The organism is Psychrobacter sp. NPDC077938 (genome assembly GCF_044542635.1).
Taxonomy (GTDB): Bacteria; Pseudomonadota; Gammaproteobacteria; order Pseudomonadales; family Moraxellaceae; genus Psychrobacter.
Genome location: NZ_JBITUW010000004.1, coordinates 281,573 through 303,398, shown reverse-complemented (window position 1 = coordinate 303,398; position 21,826 = coordinate 281,573). Strand labels below are relative to the sequence as shown.

Genomic DNA, 21,826 nt, shown 5'->3' with positions numbered 1-21,826 from the left:
ACAGTATTTGTATGGATTCAATCATATACTATCATTTTTGTTATGGTTTGATAGGCTCTATACTTGCGGCATGATTTATTGAGCCGAGATAGCAATGGATAAGCCAGTACCCGTACTGAACCAACCGTCAAGCCAGTCGTTAAGCAGATTTATTTTACTGTTAATGACTGCCGCGATTGCCGCAACCGCCGCCAACCTTTATTACAACCAGCCGATTTTACCGCTCATCGGTCATGAGTTTGATTTAAACAACGCGCAACTGGGTAGTATTCCGGCATTGACGCAGTTTGGTTATGCGTTTGCCTTGTTGTTTATCTCACCGTTGGGCGATTCGATTGCGCGTAGACGCCTGATTGGTATTCTGTCGTACTTATTAGTAGCGGCTTGTGTTTTTGCAGCAATATCACCCAGTTTACCCGTACTGCTGCTATCGGTGTTTTTGATTGGTGTCAGCGCCAATATTACCCAGCAGCTCATTCCGTTTGCTGCATCCATGGTATCTCCTGAAAACAAGGGCGCAACCCTTGGTACTCTGATGATGGGATTGACCATTGGTATTCTATTGTCCCGAACTTTAAGTGGATTTGTAGGAGAGCAATTCGGTTGGCGCAGCGTGTTTGTGATGTCTGCAGCACTTGCCGCTGTCTTTGGGGTATTACTGCGGATATTTTTGCCAACCAACACCCCGCATACCACGCTGCGTTACTTTCCGCTTATCAAAAGTAGCTTGTCACTATTTATAAAACACAAATCCCTGCAAAAATTCACCCTTGCAGGTGCATTTTGGTTTGCCTCATTCAACGTACTATGGGCAACGCTCGCGATTTATGTCAGCGATGCGCCTTTTAATTACAATGCACAGCAAGCAGGACTATTTGGTGTGATTGCGTTGGCAGGCGTGATAGGGGCTAAATCCTCTGGCAAATGGGTCAATAAGCTGGGCTCTAAAACCTTAGTGATGATGGCATTGGCACTGGCTGCCATAGGCTTTGCTATTACAGGATTGTTCGCAGGTAATTTGGTGTCGCTGATTGTCGGTATTATCTTAATCGACTTTGCTGTATTTAGTGCGCAAGTGGCCAATCAGGTTCGCGTCTTTAGTATCGATCCCGCCGCCCAAAGTCGCATCAACGGTATTTATATGTTGGGTTACTACACAGGCGGGGCACTGGGGTCTATGGGGGGTGTCAAAGGTTTTGCCCTATACCAATGGCCAGGAGTGGTGGTGGTCAGCATCGTCTTTATTATAATCAGTGCAATATTCAATGCATTCGCCAAAAAATAAGTGATATCAGTACAGTTATATCCGTAATAGATATCGAAACGACTAGGGACACATATGAACCAATTAAAAACCGCAGGTAGTTTTACCTTACTTTGTATTGCCAGTTTGACCATTATGGTTGGCACGTTACTGGCACCTGGCTTGGTCAGCATTTCGGCAGGCTTGGGTATTACCGGCAACAGCGTGCTATTAATCACTTTGCCGTCATTGGGTGCGGTGGTATTTGCGCCACTAGCTGGCAAGTTAATCGATAAATATGGCGCGTACAAACTCTTGATGATTGGTTTGTTTTTATACGGACTTGCAGGTGCCAGTGCTTATCTTCTACATGGACCAGCACAGGTGTTTAGCAATCGGTTTCTATTGGGTGGTATAACGGCAGTCGTCATGGCGAGCTGTACGGTACTAATCTCTACCTGGTATCAGGGGGAGGCTCGCTTAAAGATGATTGCCAAGCAAGGCATGTCCATTGAGCTGGGCGGGGTCATATTCTTATTTTTAGGTGGCTTGCTGGCCTCACAGTTTTGGGCATTACCGCTATCGATTTATTTGATTGCGTGGGTATTCTTAGCCATGCTACTACTGTTTGTACCACGGCATCATGCAACTGCTGTAAACCATGAGCAGATTACCAAGGACGATAGTAAAACCATCATTAGTGGCTTATCGCTAAAAAATGTGTATCTTATCTCAACCTTAGCGATGACCATATTTTTCACCTCAACCGTGTTATTGCCCATCACTATGCATGAGTTGAGCTATAACGAATCACAAATTGGTCAACTGCTGGCCTTTATCTCTTTGGTGGCGGTCGTTACTGCAGGCTTTATGCCAAAAATAATCAAATGGTTGAATGAACCTAAAGTATTGGCACTGGCATTTTTAGCGTTTGCGTTGTCGTATATTTGCTTTACGCAAGCCAGCTCCCTGCTATTAGTATTAGGCGCACTATTGATCGGCATTGGCTTTGGTTTTAGTATTCCGCTGTTGAACCATATGACCGTCGAGCTAAGCGCTGCTAAAGTACGTGGCCGTAACTTATCTTACTTTACGATGGCGGTGTTTTCGGGTCAGTTCTTCACATCATTTATGGAGTACATGCCGGGCGGTGCGCACAACGTGTTTATTATGTGCAGCGTGTTCAGTGTCATCATTAGCATGGTTTTATTTGTGAAAGGTCGTAAAGCTGCTTGATAGAGCGTTTATACTTTCCATAAGAAAACATGAAGGAAGTAGCTTAGAGTCATCAACAGACACTGAGCCAAACACTGTTGCTGTTGCTCTTTATATTACAATCACAATCACAGCATTAGCTAGCTTGCAGGTCGTGTTAAGCCAGTTGCTTTTTAAGCGTTATTAAACGGCTTTTAAATTCTGAGCGGTCAACATAACAGCCTTTGAGACGACGCTCACCGACGTTTTCATCAAATGCGTTACGCCCATGCAGGACTCGGCGGTTATCAAAAACCACCATTTGACCAGCTGCTAGTTTTAATTCAATTTTATAGCGACTGTCTTTTAATCGAGCCATCAGCTCTCGATAAGCAAGATAGTAGTCATGCATTACGTCACTTGGTAAATCGAAAACATCTGCAAGATGCGCGTTGTATTTGATTTCTACAATATTGCCAAAGTTGTCTAGATTGATGACAGGGTGGTGCTCACGGATATCATGGGCGCTGTCATGAAAACGAAAGGGGATGGCATATTCGGCCAGCAAGCGAAAATACTCCGGCTGCTCTTCTCGTAAACCTTCTAACACCTTTAATCCGTCTACGAAAGTAGATTCGCCACCTATGCTTTCATTACTCAAAAAATGCAAAAATTGATAGCCTGGAGGCAGTTCCTGATTGGGCAAGTCGGTATGCAACGGTAATGAGAGCGAGGTATAAGCTAAATTGATCGGCGACTTCTCTGATATCACATCAAAGGTCATACCGAAATTAGTCTGCCGCAGATAATCAACTCGCATGGCGGTCTGTACACCAGCTTCAGAGTCGTCTGGCATATTATCAATGATGGTAAGCCCATATTTATCTAGCGCACTCATCCACTCATATAAAGCGCTGTCACTGGTCATGATGCTCTGCTGGTCATACATGGGAATGTGGTCAATAAACGTGCTATCCCAGCTTTCATAAGGACTGCTATGATCCTTGGCCAATGCACTAGAATACCCAAACTCACGTAACCAACTCTGATCAAAGTGGCTGATATGCGCCTGTTCTGACCATTCAATCGTTAGCGTTGTCTCATCAAAAGAGACAGAGAGTGGATGGATATCTTTTGAGACACTCAGCAAATCAAAGCTACGCTCGCCAGTGTGCGGATGAAAAGCCGATGGGCAGTTATCACGCAGCCAGATATAGTGATACGTACTGTCGATACCATCATTCCAGCGTATTTGAATGGCGTGATCAATGAGCGCAACGGATTCTATTTGATAGTCAGTTGCTACTGCGATGTCTAGAGATGGTGTTGATTGAGGCGTTTCCATTGGAGCAGACCCTACATATACATGAAGTAAAAATATATTTTACGGTATCTTGTTCGGATCGGTTATTCAAACAATGAATTACGAATCACCTAATAGGCAATATCAATCAACGCAGTACTAAACTGCGATTGATATCTGGCGAGATATTTTTTTAAGCATTTTGAATAATATTAAGGCTTCGCGAACGAAGCCCTAATATTTGCGACAATTGGTATAAGCTTTTTATTTATCCGAAAGCTACTTAGCGAAAATCTACCTTAACCAGTATTTCGTAACCCTGCAGCTAGCGCATTGATACTACGGATTAATGGATCTTCTACATTAAGGTCGCCATGTGCCGAATCGTTCGGGGTGTCCTGTTGTCTGGCACGCTTTAACAGCTCAATCTGGATATAGTTAATAGGATCTAGATAAGCGTCTCGCCACTGCAGGGATGAAGCAAGATTCTGCTGATTGGACAATAAAGAGTCTTGCTCAATCAGAGAGTTGAGACCCGAATTGGTCAGCATGTATTCATCGGTGACCGCTGTCATGATTTTTTCGCGTAACGGCTCATCATCACATAGTTGGCTATAAGCCTCGGCAATATTCATATTGGCTTTGGTAAAAGCCATCTCGATATTACTGATAAACACGCTAAAGAAAGGCCAATGCTTATTCATCTCTTTCATCAATGCTTCGTCTTTTTTGACGCTATCTAGCGCACTACCAACGCCATACCAAGCAGGTAAGGTAAAACGTGCCAGTGACCAGCCAAATACCCAAGGAATCGCTCGCAAGGTGGTCTTACTTGGCAGGCCTTTTTTGCGATGGGCTGGACGTGAGCCAATATTTAATAACGAGATTTCTTGTACTGGGGTGACCTCGGAGTAGAATTTATAAAACCCTTCAGTATGATCGGTCAGCTCGCGATAGCGTTGTTCACCTGCGTCCGCTAAGCGTGCAAACAGCGCTTCATACTCTGGCAACTCAGTCGGTTGTACCACAAACCTTGTAGAGCAGGCTTTGAGTGTACCTGTAATAGCCATGGTCAGCTCAAACACAGCGGTATCTGTATTGGCATACTTGGCATAGAGCACTTCGCCTTGCTCAGTTACCTTAATCTGCCCATGCAGCGTGCCTGCTGGCTGTGCCGCAATGGCTTTGTGCGTTGATCCACCACCACGGCTCACAGAACCGCCTCGACCATGGAATAAACGTGTTTTTATACCATATTGCTCAGCAATGTTATTGATGGTTTGCTGTGCACTATAAAGCTGCCATGCAGAGGTGATAATACCGCCGTCTTTTGATGAGTCTGAATAACCCAGCATAATCTCTTGCGTGTTGTCCGTGTTTTGTAGCAGTCCACGATACAGTGGATTGTCTAACACGGCAGGCAAGATTTTATCGATATTTTTGAGATCTTCGATGGTCTCAAACAACGGCGCAACTGGCAAATCAGCAGACAACTGGCCTTCGTCATCAATTCTGCATAAGCCTGCAAACCGCATGAGCAGCAATACTTCTAGTAGCTGGCTAGCATTATTGGTCATCGAGATCACATAGCTACCAAAAGTAGCCTGTCCCACCAGTTTGCGTAGAGTAGCGACCGAATTCATCAGTGACAATTGCTCACGCGTTTTGTCTGTCAGGTTGTCAGTATAGATAAGCGGCGTGCCTGGTTTTTCTAGCAAGCGCGTCAACCACTCTTGACGTTCGGTTTCGCTTAGCGTCTGATAATCAGGCAGGTTGGAGGCACTAGCAAAGATATCGGCAATCACTTCGCCATGGTATGACGACTCTTGACGGATATCGAGCGCCGCCAAATGAAAGCCGCAAGTTTTGACCAAACGAATGACATCTAGCAGTAATCCTTCTGCGTGTGCCGTATCGTGTGTATTGACACTTTGACGGATAATGCGCAGGTCTTCTAGTAATTCTTCTGGATTGGCATAGGCATCTTTTTCAGCTTCGATATCCGTGCCTTTGCTTTGGATGCGGCGATTGGTTGCTTTGACTTTAGTCAGAATGATAGAGAGCAGGCGACGATATGGCTCATTGCTATAGTCATCGAGGTTATAGTCAAACACACGCTGATCGAGCTCATCATAACTTTTAATCTTGGCATATACGTCAGATGAAACGGTGACAATGGTGTCACTATGAATCAGCTGTCGACGCAGTTTTTTGAGTAGCACTTGATAGTGACGCAGTACAGTATCCGCATGCATCAATACAGCAAGTTCTGTGGTCTCAAAAGTCACAAAAGGATTGCCATCTCTATCACCACCAATCCATGAACCAAAGCTCATAAATGCAGGCAGTGGATAGTCTGTGAGCTCTGGATAGATATCGACAATGGCTTTTTTGATATTACGATACACTTTAGGAATGGCATTGAACAAACTGGCATTAAAGTAATGCAAGCCATTGTTAATCTCATCATATACCAACGGCTTACGGGTGCGTACTTCATCAGATGACCATAGTAGATCAATCGTTTGCGCAGTTTGCTCTTTGGCTTGCTCGTAGGCGAAGCTGTTTTCAGACACATTGTTTAGGGCGTCGCTATGCGTGAATAGACTTTGTAAGATATTCATCGTTGTACGGCGGCGCGCTTCGGTAGGATGCGCCGTAAATACAGGTGTAAACTTTAGCTGATCAATCAGCTCTTGCATTTGAGCGGGCTCGATATTGCGTTCACGACACTCAAGTAAGGTACGGCGAAATGACCCTTCCCAGCTTTGCTCAGATTGCATACGCTGCGCATGACGCTGCTCACGCAAGTAATTCTCTTCGCTTAGATTGGCTAGGAAAAAATAGATAGAAAAGCCGCGTATGACGTTTTTTAAGGTTTGATTATCCAAAGAAGCAATAAAATCGATAAGCTGCTGTTTATGTGCCTCATTCGGCTCACGGCGCTGTTGAATAAAGCCTTTGCGCAGCGTCTCAATCGTATCTAGCGTCTGCTTACCAGATTGGCGAGAAATAGCATCACCTAATAATGAACCCAACAAGCTGGTACGTTTACGTAGTACGTTGTTATCTAGTGTCATCTTCAACCTTCCTATCAAATGAGTGGATACAATACTATGGTTATCTTATACGTAATATCCTTATGGTTTTTTGCAATTTAACATAAATAGGTGAGGTCTGCTTGATGTTGATAGCAACTTTTTTACTAGTAGATACTGGCAGACCTCTGATGTACTACTATTAGAGCGATTTTTTATGACCATGCTCATTGCTATATTCTATCCAAAAGTCCGCATTATCCACTCTAGCCTTTCTAGGGTCAAAGACAGGATTTATACCTAATTTCATCTGCTCGTCGTAGTCTTTTAGAACTTTTAGAGCAACTTTGCTTAGCAGTAAGATGGCAATGAAATTCAAGTAGCACATACTGCCAAACCCTATATCACCTAACGCCCACATCATACCGATTGACTGAACACTACCAGTGAAACAAACGATTAAAAAGACCAGTTTGAGTGCATGTTTGAGAATGGGGTAGCGCAGTTTATTGTCCAAATAGACCAACGTAGTTTCGGCAATATAGTAATAAGCAACCAAGCAGGTGAAGGCGAATAAAAAGATAGCAATCGCAACAAAGCCACTTCCATACTGGTTAAAGACAGTAGATACAGCTGCTTGGGTAAATGCCGTGCCAGCTTCAATACCAGGCATATTATCAACTAGGGTTACACCTTCGGGGGTCACCACGTTATACATGCCAGTTGATAAAATCATCAACGCTGTTGCAGTACAGACAAGCACCGTATCGATGTAGATAGAGAAGCTTTGCACTAAGCCTTGTTTAGCAGGATGTGATACTTCGGCTGCCGCTGAGCTAAAGGTCGCCTCGCCAGCACCCGCAACGTTTGAGAAAACAGCACGGCGTACGCCCCAAGAGATTGCGGTCCCAACCATACCACCAAACACTGCATCCATACCAAAAGCGCTCTTAAAGATAAGTGCAAACATTGCAGGGATATTTTGAGCGTTAAATGCCAATACAATTACCATCATGAGGATATAACCGATTGCCATGACAGGTACGACTTTTCCTGCAAAATTAGCAATACGCTTCACACCACCAAATATAATGATACCTAATAGTACGACAAGGATAATTCCTGTTACAACGGGCGGTATATTAAATGCTGTATTAAAAGAGTCTGCAATGGTATTGGCCTGAACACCAGGCACTAACACGCCGTAAGATAGACAGGTCACGATAGCGACGATGATAGCAAAAGGTTTTAGCTTCAATCCTCTTTCAATATAGAACGGGGAGCCGCCACGATATTGATCACCGACCTTATGTTTGTATACCTGCGCTAAGGTAGACTCAATAAAAGCACTAGCGCCACCTAACACACCCATGAAAATCATCCAAAATACTGCCCCAGGGCCACCTGCTGCAATGGCTGTTGCAACCCCAGCAATATTACCCACACCAATACGTCCTGATAGCGCCATACAGAAAGCTTGGAAGGAACTAATCCCTGCTGATGAGCTTTGTTTGTCGAACAACAGCCTAATCATTTCTTTGAAATAACGGATTTGTACGGCGCGAGTCATAATCGTAAAATATATGCCGACGCCTAACGCAAGATAGACTAGGGCGTCACTCCAAATATACCCGACGATAGTATTGATGATATTTTCCATAACTTTACTTCCTTGTAATGTTTTTGGTTATGCTGACTTGGGCGTGGATAGCGGACAATGTCAGTTTTTAGTTCACCAACCAGATAGTTTTGGTTTGGGTATACTGGGACAACGCCTCTAAGCCATTGTCACGACCGCCGAAGCCAGATTGTTTATAACCACCAAAAGGTGTCGTAATATCGCCCTCAGAAAAACCATTAATCGAGACGGTACCAGCTTTAATAGCGGATGCCACGCGGAATGCGCGATGGATATTTTGTGTATAAAAGGAAGCGGCAAGCCCATAATTACTCTGATTGGCGAGCTGAATAGCTTCTTCTTCGGTTTCAAAACTTGTGACAGCTAAAAGTGGGCCAAAAACTTCTTCTTTAAACAGCGTCATATCCGGGCTGACATTATCAAAGATGGTAGGCTCGATATACCAGCCACTACCGAGTTCATCGTGGATACGTCCACCTGCGATCAAACGAGCACCCTCCGTTTTTGCAGTATTGAGATGCGATATTACCTTTTCAAAATGCGCCTTTTCGATCATTGGGCCAATAGCGACCTCGGGATCGTAAGGATGACCAACCTTCCAAGACTGAAGACCTTTTTTTAATAGCGTTAACAATGCTTCTTTTTGGCTAGAATGGACAAGTAGACGCGAACCACAGCTACAGTTTTCGCTCATATTCCAAAAAGCAGCGGATAAAATATGCTCGATGGTTTGTTCATTGATAATGGCATCCGCAAAAACGATTTGAGGGCTTTTGCCACCACACTCTAAGACCACTTCCTTGAGATTGCTTTGTGCAGAGTACTGTAGAAACAGTCGACCGACTTCGGTTGATCCTGTAAAAGAAACCATATCAACATCCATATGCTGACCGAGTGCCGCACCTACTTCTTCACCAAGCCCACAGACTAACTGCAACGCCGCTTTTGGCACGCCAGCCTCGTACGCCAATTGTGTTAATCGATATGCTGAGAGCGAGGTCAATTCAGCAGGTTTAACAATGACTGAGTTGCCGGTTATTAATGCGGGTGCAACTTTCCATGCATACATTTGTGCTGGGAAATTCCATGGTAGTACCGCACCCACTACACCGATAGGCTCTTGTACCACAAGGCCTAGTGCATCAGCACCAGTAGGAGCAACCTTGCCAAAAACTTTATCAGCCGTTTCGGCGTACCATTCAAAGGTTTCAATCGTAGCGGGCAGGTCAGTGTTGAGACATTCCGTAATAGGCTTGCCTGCATCGACGCAATCTAAGGCAGCTAACTCATCCATATGCTCATGCATTAACTGACACCAGCGCTGCATGATAGCTTTGCGCTCTGCAGGAGACATCCGTCGCCACTCACCATGTTCAAAAGCGTCTCGGGCTGCCGCGACCGCCGTATTAACATCTTGCCGACTCCCATTAGCAATGCTACCTATGCAGGTATTATCAATAGGGCTGTAGTTAGGAAGTGTTGTCTCGGATACTGGTGCTGTGGTATCTATTAAATGGCCTGCCCAAAGCTTTTGGTTGCTGGCGAGTTCGAAGACTTGCGCTGTGGTCATACTCATTAGATTGTCCTTTTCTATACAATGGTAGGAACGATAAGAATGGTGCGATGTATCAAGACAGAAGTGCTAAAAATGACTGAGTCTCTTCTTTTGACATATCAGTCAAAGGTAGTCGTACTGACCCAATATTGATGCTCCCGTTAATGCAGCCTGCTTTGGCTTTTTGGTTATAGTTTCCAGACTCCATAGAGTGGATAGCAGGATACATGGCTGTCATCAGCTCTTTAGCACGGTTCCAATCGCCTTTTTGTGTGGCTTCAAACAATGCGACTTGTTCCGCTGGAAATACGTTAGCCGCACCAGCGATCCAGCTCTTAGCACCCCAAAAGAAGAAATCTACTGGTTGGTCGTCACAACCACAAACCACTTCAAAGTTTTCAAAATCAGCCTGTAGCATACGTAATGCATGGCTAAAATCGCCACTGCTCTCCTTAATGCCTACAATGTTGGGATGTTTGGATAAATGCGCGACGGTTTCAAACTCAATGCTCACACCGACGCGTGCTGGAAAATTGTACATAATGATAGGTAGGTCAGTGGCATCAGCGACGGTTTCAAAATGCGCAATAATACCGTCTTGGTCTGGTAGGCTATACGGATTGGCTGATAACATTAAGCCGTCGTAGCCCAAGTTTTTGGCTTGGTGAGCAAGTTCGATAGAATGATTGGTCGATAAACTGTTGATACCTGCAATCAGAGTGACTTTGCCTTTGGCAGCGTCAGCGATAGTGGTCAAAACCAGTTCACGCTCTGCAGGCGAGAACGTGTAATATTCACCCGTTGTACCGCAAGCTACGATTCCGGTAACGCCTTTTTCTATGAATACATTGACCAGTTCGGTTAACTTTTGAGTATCAATATCTCCATTAACATCGAAAGGAGTAACGATAGGGACTAAAACGCCATGAATGTTCATATAAATATCCTTATTTGGAAGTAAAAGCCGTTAGTAAGCCATGAGCTGTTAGCGACGTTGTTGGTTCTATGAGTTGTCATAGAGATAAGATGTTCGATTATTATTTAAAAGACTTAAGTTTGAAGCGGTTTAGACGATAGGCAGTAGGATCTACCATGGCAGTATCGCCAAAATACAACGCTGCAATCATCTGTGCGCTTACGACAGCTTGGGTCAGACCTAGATGCTGATGACCAAAGTTTAAAAAGACTGAATTACGTCTATCTATGATGGGTAGTGAGTCTGCTGTAGAGGGTCTAAACCCCATCCATTGCGTATTGCTGTCACTATCTAATGGGGTCTTTAGCATTGCTTGAGCTTGTTTCAACAGCATATTCGCACGGTTCATATTTGCCGGCGCCTCAAGTCCTGCATACTCAACAGTGCCAGCCAAGCGCAGCCCTTTTTCCATTGGTGTCATAATAAAGCGGCGGTCCATGCTAGAAATAGGGATGTTGAGACGCTGACTTTCGTTAGGAAGCATCAAGTGATAGCCTCGCTCTGTATCCATTGGTACTGAGACGCCTGTTAGCTGTTTGGCTAAGGCCTTAGAATGAGCTCCTGCTGCGAGCATGACTTTGCTGGCATGAAGCTGCTTTTGTGTTGTCGTCAGACGAATACCATCAGTTATTACTTCCGCGCTCAGAACACGGCAATTTTCATAAATTTGACCACCAAGCGATCTAAAAATAGTACTTAATTTATGGGTAATGGCTTCTATATTGGTGATATGACCTGTCTCTGGAAAAAACAAAGCACCCAGTTGATTGTCTTTTAACGCAGGCTCAAGATCTGTCAGTGCTGACTGTGAGAGTAGGTTGTTAGAAACCCCTAAACTATTTAAGCGTTGACCGTGTTCAGTCAGCACTTTTAGGCTGTTGGGCGTCTCTGCAGTTAAGACAGATCCTTGTATTTGTACCCAAGAATGTAACTGCCACTCTTTGGCAAAATCTTGCCAAGCTTGAAGGCTCTGTGCATTTAATGCCAAAAGCGCTTGGTGACTGCGTGCAAATGGTTCGGTACGCATGTTAAGTAATAACTTAAATGCCCATGGTGCTAAGCGTGGAAGGTAGCGCCAATCTATCCGCAGAGGCCCTTCAGGGTTGAGTAGCATGGCAGGAACATGTCGTAAGATACTGGCATCAGCAATAGGGAAAACCTGTTCAGTGGCAATGTGACCTGCGTTGCCATAAGTTGCACCGCGAGCAATTTTATCGGCTTCCAAAATTGCAACTTTTACCCCACGAGACTGTAGGGTAACCGCAGCACATAGTCCGATAATGCCACCACCAATGATATGTATATCAAACACTTGTGTGTCCATGATAGTCTCGCTTTTCTGACCTTGCTGAGCAGTGATTGATTACTTCCTAAAAGCCATACAAACTAGTATTTATAAAGAAATACCCCATTTGAACGGATCGCTGTCTTGAACGATGAGAGAGGTCTCTGCACATACGTAGGCGTACCCTCGGATCGTGGGGATAATAGTATTGACAGGGTGGTTATGAAGAGAGCTATGATGACTAAGTACATCAATAGGCTGATAGCTGGCACTAAAGACACTGCCAATGATGCTTTGCTGATACCAAGTCTTACCAGGTGCGAGTACATTGTCTGCGGCTAAGCAAGCCAATTTGGCACTGGTTCCAGTACCACAAGGAGAGCGATCGTAGGCAGATCCAGGGCATAATACGAAGTTTTTGCTGTTAGTGCCGGCGAGATCGCTCTTGCCAAACAGTTCTATATGATCAATTTCGCCATTGTTAGCACCCGTCATTCCAGATTTATAAAGTGCTTCCTTAATCTGTATGCTAAATTGAGTAAGCGCCTTAACATTATTGGCTTCAATAGCTTGCTTATGATCGTTGACTAAGAAAAACCAATTACCACCCCAAGCGATATCTCCATAGATAGGACCGATATTGGGTACTTGAACTTCTACTTGTTTTTGGTAGCGATAAGAGGGGACATTCTGGACGCTACAACTACCATCATCATGCAAGGTTGCTTTAACTAGACCTACGCTTGTTTCTAGATAGTGATCACCAGCGGTTATTTTTTGTTGATAAGCTAGAGATGCAATAACGCCGATAGTGCCATGGCCACACATACCTAAATAGCCATGATTATTAAAGAAGATCACGCCAGCCGTGGCACGAGGATCGGAAGGCGGGCATAAAAGCGCTCCGACAAGCACATCATTACCACGAGGTTCTAGGATAATACTTTGACGTAAATGATCGAAATTCTGTTTGAAGTCCTGAAGTTTTTCTTGAATAGATTGCCCACTAAGCTCAGGAAATCCTTCATACACCATACGAGTAGGTTCACCGCCAGTATGCGAATCAATAATCTTAAGAGTGAAAAGCGTATCAAACATGACTGCCTACCTGATTCATCCGTGAGTTAATATATTGTTAGCGTTATTCATAAATGAACAAGGCGTAAATATAGAATGACGTTTTTCAGAAAAGCAGTCTTGATGTTTTTATATGAATAAATGCGCATTTCTGCACAGGTTATAAAGATGTTTAGGAGTATAAATATTGTGTAGCACCCTAAAATAATTGAAAAGCTCAACGACAAGCTTGAGATGCTATATGGGAATATACCGATGCGGCCGTTAGTATTAGAAGTACCTACAAAACAACTGTCAAAACACCTACAGACGTATCAACCAGCCAATTTTGATGAGTTTGTTGGCAATATATCGTTATTGATGCCTCTATTTGATACTATGAAAAATGTGGTATTTTTTGTTAAAGATGACCAAGCATGCTATCGATTAGTCAGTAAAACGCTCATTAGACGTAGCGGGCTTAAAAACAAAAAAGCACTAATAGGACTGACTGCAGAGCAAGTGTTTTTGAAGTCTCAAGGCAAGGATTATCTCAATCAGGATCTGAGAGTGTTAAGGGAAGGCAGGGAGATTATTGATAAACTAGAACTTCATAGCTATGCATCAGGACAGCTAGGATGGTGTATCACGCAAAAAATCCCCGTCTATGATGTAAAAAACCATATTGTAGCGATGGTAGGTATATCAGTAGATATTGATGAAGATAACGAGCGGATATTACGCAAACACGCTCGATTGGCAAGCGTAGATCAATACGTACGAGACAATCTTGATCAAAAAATCAATATTGGTCAATTGGCGAAGTTGGCAAATCTTAGTCAATCGCAATTGGAGCGTACCTTCAAAGCAGTGCTCAATATGTCACCCATTCAGTTTGTACAAAAAATGCGTCTAGAGCATGCCATTCGACTATTAGCGAATCATAAGCTAACAGTGACTCAAGTCTCCTTAAACTGTGGATACGGTGATCATAGCGCCTTTAGTCGACAGTTTAAGCAGTTTACTGGCATGTCCCCTGTGAACTTTCGTAAAATACATTTCAAAGAGCCATAAATAAAAGCAAAAAAAATATGGTTCTTGACTCTAAAATAACTCTCTAACGACTCCGAAGGTTATCTATATAATCTGCCCAATATTGCATCATCTGTACCCTAGTATCGATTTCATCAAGTCTGTTGTAAGCCCCGCCATGTGTATCTTTGATTCGATGACCTAGCTGTAATTCTGTAACGATATCTGAATAGCGTAACTCAGGCTGTTCCATGAGCAAAGTTTTAGCGGATGCTCGAAATCCATGCGCACACTGCACATCTTTGTATCCAAGCCGGTGGAATATCTGTACCAACGTCGCTTTACTAATATAAACATTGCTTGAACCGCGCATCGACGCAAATACATATACCTTATGCCCAGTAATTGACTGAATGTTTCGTAATCGCGTAATTACTTGCGTGGCTAAAGGAACAACTAAGTGCGAGACCATGTCGTCACGACCTTCGCCCTTAGTCGGGGAGAATGCCCATGTATTATTGTCCCAATCGATGTCATTCCAACGCATTGAGCGCAGATCGATGCTACGTACGAACACGTAAGGTAATAAGTTCATTGCCTCTAATGTGATCTTACTTGCACCTCTAAAATCAGACATATCCTTTAGAAGCGTCGCAAACTGATCTGGTTTGGTGATGGCTGGCAAGTGATTGCCTGAATTGGCAGGTGCAAGCTCACCACGGGTATCAATTGCCACATTTCTATCGCACAACCCTCGAGCAACAGCGAATGAAAACACTTTTTCAGTATACAGACGAGTGCTTGCACCAACGAAAGTTGCTTGGTTTTTATTGTTTTGAATCGACTCACACACACTCAGTATCATCTCGCTAGTGATATCGTCCATTCTTAAATCACCAATTTCTTGGCACATATATCCTAGACATAAATCCCAGAACTTAAGGGTTGACTCACTGTATGACGGTTTTTTAGATTTACTTTGAGTGCGGCCTGCTGTTTTGTGTTCTCGCCATGCTTTGGCAATCTCAGAAAATGGTGCATTTTTTAGGTGAGTATATTTATTGGTTTGTTCTTTTTGCTGGATAGCTTTTGGGTCAGAGCCTTTGGCAACCATATCAAGAATGGTGTCTGCTTTATACTTAACCTCATGGAGACTGACATCCTCAATCTTACCCAACATCATCCTAGGGCGTTTGCCCTCGATATGCGGATGGGAATAACGTAAGTAGTATTCCTTTTTGCCATTTGGATAAATACGCAGACTTAGGCCAGCCACACCTGAGATACTGACAGAATAATCTTTGTCTCGGCATTCGAGCTTATTGATATCGTTTGCAGTGTCGATAGCCATAATGTATATCCGTAATATGATAATTAAGGTTAATGATAGGTTTATGATTGATGACTTATAAAAAGTCTATTCTGTAGAAAAACACAGAAGTATTGGACACTGTCATGGACACTGGTATCCATTAGTATTTTTAGTAAAACCTTATAGAATAATAGTTTTAACACTTAATTATCCCCAAGTGAAACTTGGGGATAATTATAGCATAGTGACCAAATAGTGAGTAGGCCATACGCTGAATGGGTTACACGGCATTTGTACCAACTATTCCGATACATAATTAAATGCGATTATGGTGTCCATGATTGATTCGGTAAGGAGTTGAGTATATTTTTTATAAAATACATGCTCCTGTACTCGCACAGAATATAAAAAGTAAGGTTATAGTACTGTTCTGTGCAAATTTGGAATGCACCAATTTTGAGTGGTATATAGAAAATATATAACTACAGGTTAAATATATTAAAAAATATCAATAGGTAGCTCATTCCTCTTAAAAATGGCTTGATAACAATAGATAGAGGATGGCTGTTTGTGGGTAGATAAAATTTATCGCTACGTAAAAGAAAATAGAGTCGGTTCTAATGATTTAATAATCTGTTTATGATTTCAATTTAAAAGATTATACATGATGACTTGGGCATAGCGTTTGAAGGATAGATAAGATTAGAAATATTCGAAGGAGTTATAACATTTGGCTGAGTTTTTGCAATTTAATCTATTTTGGCAATATTAGAGGATATCTAACCATACAAATGATGGTTATCAAAAATAGGCTATTAGCATATCTATATTAAAGACTTAGCCGGCGGACACAGATAATAAATAAACTATCGTAGACGAGCAGCTGTGATCATCTCGAATAAAAAGATAAGAACATATTTGGACGTAGCCATTAGTATTTTAGCGAAGCATAGAATATTAATGGCCAATCATACAGAGCATTCAAACCTTAACGTCTAATAAAACGTTAAATGATTGACGTAATAATATGCTTGTCAGAGATGCTTAGCAGTAAAACTGATCAAGCGTGAACTATCACCCAAAAGATTCGGTTTAATTAACAGGAAAGAGTTAGTCGGTGAGAGTTAAACAGTTTGGTAAGATGTTTATATCCAACAGCATCAGAAATACATAATCGTTATGATTCTATATTTAGTAAGGCTTAAGCCTACTACTCAATAGACTTCATTTAACATAATATACATTATGCGAAAACAAACCAACGGTTTGAGCAGTTAAGCGAATAATAATTTATATTGTTTTTCATTTAAGATTTATCTTAGCCCAGATGTTTCTATATCACGTTTGATTATTTGTTAACGACAATTTTTAAGCAAATGTTTGCGCAAAGTTTTACCGTCTTTATCTAATATTACGTCTGCGACTTGGCAAGCAGCATTATCTTTATTACTGTCATCACATGATAACTCATAATAAATATCGCTACCTTGTGCCAAGCTAACCTGAACCAATCCTTGATCAGTTATTGAAAACTTTTTGTCTTGCGTATAGTCAGGATCTTGCGAGTTCCAAAGTACATCGTAATCTATATTGCAGGACATCTGAGTTTTATTAAAATACGCTTGCTCAAGTTGCATCGCTGCTTGCAAGTCAGCATCTGCATATTGTTGCAGCACTACAGGATGACTCATACCTTGGTCATCAATATCTTGTTGGTACATTTTCGTGATGGTCGCAATTTTGATATTAGCCATAGCCGCTTGTTTCTGATCTACTGTTGATACATCAGCTATGGCGTTACCGACAGTCATCAGTCCTATGGTCAATAGTAATGTCAGCGATTTATATGTTGGCATCTTATTCTCTGCTAGCTTTTGTCCTATAAGTGTTACGACTATTACATCATACCTATATTCGGACTCTGCTGTATTATCGTATCATTCAGGTTTACTTGCCAAAATATCGATTACATAGCGCTTTTATGGTATTTTTTACCGGTTCCCATGACAATTTATAGTGATGTTTCTTCCGCTAATAACTGTGCTAAGGATGATTTTATGATGACATTACCTGCTTTTTTTAAGAAAAAATATGCGACATTAGCCTCTAGCAGCCTTCTGTTACTCACGCTAGCTGCGACGGGTTGTCAGTCTGCTTCTGAGTCCAGTGAAGTCATTGTATCTCAGCCAACCAGTAGTTCATCAACACCTAGTAATGCTGATATCAGTCAGCAAACCCTTAAACAGCAAGCGTTACGTATACAGCGCGCACTGGCAAATAAGGACTTTTCTAGAATCACTAATGATATCCATCCAACACGTGGCGTTCGTTTTTCGATGTACGCTTATGTACGGCCTGAGTCAGATAAAGTCTTTAGCCGCGGGCAATTTGCACAGTATTTACAGCAGTCCAATATCCAATTTACTTGGGGCGAAAAAGATGGTACTGGCGATCTGTTGGTCACGCCGTTGCCTACTTATTTGGATACTTGGGTAGATGGCAAAAAGTTCAATAACGCTAGTATCAATGTTAATGAATTTAAAAGTAACGGCAACTCTATCAATAACTTAAAAGAAATATACCAAACATCAGATGTTGTAGAATTTTATTATAAAGGCACGGATGAGTATGATGGTATGGACTGGCGTGTATTACGCTTGGTATTTGATGAGTATCAAGGGAAGCGTTATCTGGTGGCCATTATTAATGATCAATGGACGGTTTAAGGCGTAGAAAACGATTACCCGACAACTTCTATAAGACTTGTTTAAATTGACAGCCTACTCTATCTGGTTATAAATGCTATATATTCAATTAAATATATATAGCAGCTTGTGCTACATGGTTTTTGATATGACTTTTAATGACAATACTTTTTACTAGCCCTCTAAAGACAGCATATTCGTAATAGCGCTGTAACCATACAAACGTCTGCGTATAGCGGCTTATAATCTCAACCAGTTCGCGTCCTTCGTCAGTTTTAAGCTCGGGACTTTGTGCGGTTTTTTTGATTAATTTTAGCGCTTGTTGTAGCTCGCTTAAGTTTTTATAGTTGATCACCTAAGCTTCCCTAATTCCAATATGCTTATGCTGTTTTAAATACAGCTTACTATCACCATCTCTATAAATATCATTTATAACGGCGTCTGACGAAAGAATTTCACCATAATCTCATAAATATCCGGATAAGCATCAACCAGCTTTTGCGGCGTTTCAAAAAATACTTCACTCAGAACCGCAAAAAACTCAGCAGGATTGGTTGCTCCATAACGATCAAGCCCTGACTTGCGATGTGTTTGAAAATCTTCAAAATCGCGGCTCATAATCTGTGTCCAGTTTGCAGGATCCATATCAGGTTGGATGGGCGGAAAGCCGTTGGCACGTCCGTTCATCATATCGAGCTTATGGACAAATTCATGAATGACAACGTTGTGTCCATCACGTTCGCCTGAGTGCTTGGCATCTTTCCATGAAAGAATAACAGGTCCCCGCAGCCATGCTTCTCCGCTACGGTGCTGAGTGCCTTCGTGGACGACACCAAACTCATCTACCGTGGTGCTGTCACTTTTGTACGAGCCAGGATAAATGATGATGGATGACCAGCCAGCATACCAATCGAGACTTAGGTTTAATATTGGCAGGCACGCTTGCAACGCAATAGACTGTCTGACAGCATTGGTAATCTCGAATCCTTGCGCACCAGTAAATGATTTATCAGCCAAAAACAATGTCGCGAGCTCGAATAAATGCGTCATCTCGTCAACACTTAATCTGTCGAGTATCACGATACGTTTAGCTGCCTCCATCCAATCGGCATGGGTAAACTCGCTATTATCTAGTATGCGCTGCTCGCGCCAGTCTTTTATGATGTCAAACATATATGCCACTCCTATTCTTTTAATATTTCGCACACATTGGTATTACTGAATCTGAGTACTGTAACGGTAATCAGTAATACGCACTCATAATTAATATATTGACATGCATAAGTAAAAAACGCTGCTCATAAATGAATTATTGAGCAGCGCAGTCTGACATTGAGATTTAAAATTGATATTGCAAGCCTAGTTGTACTGAGCTGTCTTTATCGTCACGTGCAAAGGTGGTATCGCCATTCAGATACGCATAAACGTTTTTATGAACCTTGTTGCTCACACTAAGCTCAAAACGTCCATAGTCGTCATCTTTATCTGCTTGAGTGAGGCTAACCTCTCTTGTTTGACCATCAGCTAAAGACGTTGTCGATAAACTGTCTGTTAAACCATCGTCGATAACATGCACGTAAGCGATTTTACCTTGAAGTTTGGCAGGCGTACCCATCAAATTAAAACCATACTGTAACTGGTAACCAAGCTCTGAATCCCATGCCTCGCTAGAGGTGCTATCAACCTTTAACGCAGTGCGAGAGTTTGCATTGCCGCTAGTATAGCCATCTATATCTGTATCACTGTAATTCAGACTCAAAAATGCACCATGCGCGACGTTTTTCTTAATAAGAAAATTATAGCCAAACTCATTGTATGCGCTAAACACATCGGCATCCGCATCACCGCGTTCGCTATTGTTGATAATATTGATGCCGTCATTACCATCCAGTTTTACAGTTCTATTAACGTCCAAGTCATGTTTAGATAAGCTCAGAGATGTGGTGTTCCACCAAGCCGTATCTTTTCCGCCCAGTAACGAGTAGGCTTGAATGCCATAGATCGTATCTTTTTTAATACCGTTTTCTACGGTGCTATTGTTTTGATTGGCCGCTTGTACACCTACGCCAACACGCCAGCTCGGCTGTACGGTATATTCGCCATATAGACCAATATTGGCACGAGTGCCCTCTTGCACTTCATCAGCATCCACGTAGCTTTGGGAGCCATCTACCCAAACCTGAGTACGCGACTCGGTATCAAAAGACTCCGCATCATCGAGAGTATGTAATGCCAAAGCATTGGCGCGCTCAAGAACCGCTGAGTGTGAGTCAGTAGCATTAATTTTTAACGCAGCGCCCATCGTGTTTTGAAGATTGAGCGCACTTTTGGTTGATGCGATGATATCAGCATTGGTTTGCTCCACAATCAACTTGCTGATGATACGAGAGTAGTCGCGCATTCTTTGGGCTATGCGTTCTTCACCAAAGGCCGCAGTAAGCACTTCTTCGTTATCTAATGCAGGGTTATGCCACGTATAGCCACCTGGAATATCTGGGTTTTCAGTTTGCGTGTAACCATCATAATCAGGCCCAAGCCCCCAGTTAGTAGCCTCAAATCCTACGACCTGCATGACACTATCAAAAGACTCCTGATCGCTACAGCAGCCAACGCCATAAGGCTCGTATGGCTCTGTCTCACCTGGCGCAATAATGGCTGGATTGACCTCTAGTGTAATACCAAGCTCTTTAGCAATACGCAGTGCATTTTCACGCAAACTTACATTGGCAGCCACTTCGTTGCCATCATTGTCATAAGCATTTCGCCCTGCATTGGCATACATTTTGTCGCCTGTAATCAGACTGTCTAGGTTAATCATACCCAACGCTGTTGATTTTTCCGCGTCCGTTAGTTGATCAACAAACGCCCTTGACCCATTGAGACCGCCCTCCTCTGCACCAAATGCCACAAATTGGATGTCATGCTCTGTCTCAATACCTGTCAGGTTTTTGGTCAACTCAGTTAAGACACCAGACCCAGAAGCATTATCGTCCAGTGCCTCTAGATTTGCATAGTTTGGATAGGCAACGGCAGAATCATAATGTGCGCCGACAAATAGCGTTCTGTTGGTATCAGCCCTGCCTTTTTGAGTCACGACAACGTTATTACTCGTTAACGTCTGACCTCTGAATAGACCACGAGGCGCTACGAAATCAAACGTTTGACGATTGACTTGGTTGTTACTGCCATCGATGGTCATGCGCTGCTGCATATAATCAGCGGCTTGGACTTCTTTATCGGAACCTGTATAACGACCAGCATAATCACGGGCGAGCGTCAGCGCCGTTTCTGTACCATAATCACCGTAGTTGGCCTCTGCAAATACTTGCGAGCCTGTAAGCAGTGTCAGCGCCGCAACCACTGAAATCTTAAGCGGTGATAAATTAGTATCCAAACTGCTTCTCCTTGGTTAAAGAACTATAAACGATACTGAAAAATAACCTAAAATAATGCAGTTTACAAGATAAAAGACATATGTTTGCTTACTT

16 protein-coding genes are annotated in these 21,826 nt (G+C 42.7%); 4 read left to right on the top strand and 12 right to left on the bottom strand.

Going from position 1 to position 21,826, the window contains the following annotated elements; all coding sequences use genetic code 11:
* The first annotated feature begins 94 nt into the window (after nt 1-94).
* Nucleotides 95-1,285 (top strand): MFS transporter, encoded by a 1,191-nt coding sequence (locus ACIGBM_RS09090; RefSeq protein ID WP_397477515.1) that lies wholly within the window; start codon nt 95-97, stop codon nt 1,283-1,285.
* A gap of 54 nt (nt 1,286-1,339) precedes the next feature.
* The gene (locus ACIGBM_RS09085) at nt 1,340-2,479 is read left to right on the top strand and encodes an MFS transporter (protein ID WP_397477514.1); all 1,140 of its coding nucleotides are present in this window, start codon (nt 1,340-1,342) and stop codon (nt 2,477-2,479) included.
* 136 nt (nt 2,480-2,615) lie between these two features.
* Here ACIGBM_RS09085 and ACIGBM_RS09080 read toward each other — a convergent pair whose 3' ends face one another.
* The 7 genes from ACIGBM_RS09080 to ACIGBM_RS09050 form a co-directional block, all read right to left on the bottom strand.
* Nucleotides 2,616-3,782: a TauD/TfdA family dioxygenase gene (locus tag ACIGBM_RS09080; RefSeq protein WP_397477513.1), complete on the bottom strand. Its 1,167-nt coding sequence runs from the start codon at nt 3,780-3,782 to the stop codon at nt 2,616-2,618.
* A 257-nt stretch (nt 3,783-4,039) separates the two neighbouring features.
* Nucleotides 4,040-6,820, bottom strand: a complete 2,781-nt coding sequence (ppc, locus tag ACIGBM_RS09075; RefSeq protein ID WP_397477512.1) for a phosphoenolpyruvate carboxylase — start codon at nt 6,818-6,820, stop codon at nt 4,040-4,042.
* 160 nt (nt 6,821-6,980) lie between these two features.
* Nucleotides 6,981-8,438 carry an alanine/glycine:cation symporter family protein gene (locus ACIGBM_RS09070; RefSeq protein WP_397477511.1) on the bottom strand — a complete coding sequence of 486 codons (1,458 nt, stop codon included), beginning with the start codon at nt 8,436-8,438 and terminating at the stop codon, nt 6,981-6,983.
* A 67-nt stretch (nt 8,439-8,505) separates the two neighbouring features.
* Nucleotides 8,506-9,993, bottom strand: a complete 1,488-nt coding sequence (locus ACIGBM_RS09065; RefSeq protein WP_397477510.1) for an aldehyde dehydrogenase — start codon at nt 9,991-9,993, stop codon at nt 8,506-8,508.
* 52 nt (nt 9,994-10,045) lie between these two features.
* Nucleotides 10,046-10,909, bottom strand: a complete 864-nt coding sequence (gene dapA / locus ACIGBM_RS09060) for a 4-hydroxy-tetrahydrodipicolinate synthase (RefSeq protein WP_397477509.1) — start codon at nt 10,907-10,909, stop codon at nt 10,046-10,048.
* A 100-nt stretch (nt 10,910-11,009) separates the two neighbouring features.
* Complete coding sequence (locus tag ACIGBM_RS09055; RefSeq protein WP_397477508.1) at nt 11,010-12,272, bottom strand: NAD(P)/FAD-dependent oxidoreductase; 1,263 nt, start codon at nt 12,270-12,272, stop codon at nt 11,010-11,012.
* Nucleotides 12,273-12,341: 69 nt separating this feature from the next.
* Complete coding sequence (locus tag ACIGBM_RS09050) at nt 12,342-13,331, bottom strand: proline racemase family protein (protein ID WP_397477507.1); 990 nt, start codon at nt 13,329-13,331, stop codon at nt 12,342-12,344.
* Nucleotides 13,332-13,565: 234 nt separating this feature from the next.
* Between ACIGBM_RS09050 and ACIGBM_RS09045 the strand changes: the two genes are divergently transcribed.
* Complete coding sequence (locus ACIGBM_RS09045) at nt 13,566-14,363, top strand: helix-turn-helix domain-containing protein (RefSeq protein WP_397477506.1); 798 nt, start codon at nt 13,566-13,568, stop codon at nt 14,361-14,363.
* A 43-nt stretch (nt 14,364-14,406) separates the two neighbouring features.
* Here ACIGBM_RS09045 and ACIGBM_RS09040 read toward each other — a convergent pair whose 3' ends face one another.
* A complete protein-coding gene (locus ACIGBM_RS09040) occupies nt 14,407-15,672 on the bottom strand; it encodes a tyrosine-type recombinase/integrase (protein ID WP_397477505.1) in 1,266 nt (421 codons plus the stop codon).
* Between the two features lie 1,316 nt (nt 15,673-16,988).
* Entirely contained in the window at nt 16,989-17,489 is a 501-nt protein-coding gene (locus ACIGBM_RS09035; protein WP_397477504.1) for a hypothetical protein, read from the bottom strand.
* A gap of 201 nt (nt 17,490-17,690) precedes the next feature.
* Between ACIGBM_RS09035 and ACIGBM_RS09030 the strand changes: the two genes are divergently transcribed.
* The gene (locus ACIGBM_RS09030) at nt 17,691-18,359 is read left to right on the top strand and encodes a hypothetical protein (RefSeq protein WP_397477503.1); all 669 of its coding nucleotides are present in this window, start codon (nt 17,691-17,693) and stop codon (nt 18,357-18,359) included.
* A gap of 88 nt (nt 18,360-18,447) precedes the next feature.
* On the opposite strand, the gene ACIGBM_RS09025 is transcribed toward ACIGBM_RS09030, so the two are convergent.
* From ACIGBM_RS09025 to ACIGBM_RS09015, 3 genes are all read right to left on the bottom strand, one after another.
* Complete coding sequence (locus ACIGBM_RS09025; RefSeq protein WP_397477502.1) at nt 18,448-18,693, bottom strand: hypothetical protein; 246 nt, start codon at nt 18,691-18,693, stop codon at nt 18,448-18,450.
* 74 nt (nt 18,694-18,767) lie between these two features.
* Complete coding sequence (locus ACIGBM_RS09020) at nt 18,768-19,511, bottom strand: zinc-dependent peptidase (RefSeq protein WP_397477501.1); 744 nt, start codon at nt 19,509-19,511, stop codon at nt 18,768-18,770.
* Nucleotides 19,512-19,677: 166 nt separating this feature from the next.
* Nucleotides 19,678-21,732, bottom strand: a complete 2,055-nt coding sequence (locus ACIGBM_RS09015) for an autotransporter domain-containing protein (RefSeq protein ID WP_397477500.1) — start codon at nt 21,730-21,732, stop codon at nt 19,678-19,680.
* Nucleotides 21,733-21,826 lie beyond the last annotated feature (94 nt).

What these genes read in the sequence shown, in the direction of transcription:
- ACIGBM_RS09085 (WP_397477514.1), top strand. Translation starts at nt 1,340, where the DNA reads ATGAACCAATTAAAAACCGCAGGTAGTTTTACCTTACTTTGTATTGCC.
- ACIGBM_RS09080 (WP_397477513.1), bottom strand. Translation starts at nt 3,782, where the DNA reads ATGGAAACGCCTCAATCAACACCATCTCTAGACATCGCAGTAGCAACT.
- ACIGBM_RS09090 (WP_397477515.1), top strand. Translation starts at nt 95, where the DNA reads ATGGATAAGCCAGTACCCGTACTGAACCAACCGTCAAGCCAGTCGTTA.
- dapA (WP_397477509.1), bottom strand. Translation starts at nt 10,909, where the DNA reads ATGAACATTCATGGCGTTTTAGTCCCTATCGTTACTCCTTTCGATGTT.
- ACIGBM_RS09055 (WP_397477508.1), bottom strand. Translation starts at nt 12,272, where the DNA reads ATGGACACACAAGTGTTTGATATACATATCATTGGTGGTGGCATTATC.
- ACIGBM_RS09020 (WP_397477501.1), bottom strand. Translation starts at nt 19,511, where the DNA reads ATGTTTGACATCATAAAAGACTGGCGCGAGCAGCGCATACTAGATAAT.
- ACIGBM_RS09070 (WP_397477511.1), bottom strand. Translation starts at nt 8,438, where the DNA reads ATGGAAAATATCATCAATACTATCGTCGGGTATATTTGGAGTGACGCC.
- ACIGBM_RS09030 (WP_397477503.1), top strand. Translation starts at nt 17,691, where the DNA reads ATGATGACATTACCTGCTTTTTTTAAGAAAAAATATGCGACATTAGCC.
- ACIGBM_RS09050 (WP_397477507.1), bottom strand. Translation starts at nt 13,331, where the DNA reads ATGTTTGATACGCTTTTCACTCTTAAGATTATTGATTCGCATACTGGC.
- ppc (WP_397477512.1), bottom strand. Translation starts at nt 6,820, where the DNA reads ATGACACTAGATAACAACGTACTACGTAAACGTACCAGCTTGTTGGGT.
- ACIGBM_RS09035 (WP_397477504.1), bottom strand. Translation starts at nt 17,489, where the DNA reads ATGCCAACATATAAATCGCTGACATTACTATTGACCATAGGACTGATG.
- ACIGBM_RS09065 (WP_397477510.1), bottom strand. Translation starts at nt 9,993, where the DNA reads ATGAGTATGACCACAGCGCAAGTCTTCGAACTCGCCAGCAACCAAAAG.
- ACIGBM_RS09040 (WP_397477505.1), bottom strand. Translation starts at nt 15,672, where the DNA reads ATGGCTATCGACACTGCAAACGATATCAATAAGCTCGAATGCCGAGAC.
- ACIGBM_RS09045 (WP_397477506.1), top strand. Translation starts at nt 13,566, where the DNA reads ATGCGGCCGTTAGTATTAGAAGTACCTACAAAACAACTGTCAAAACAC.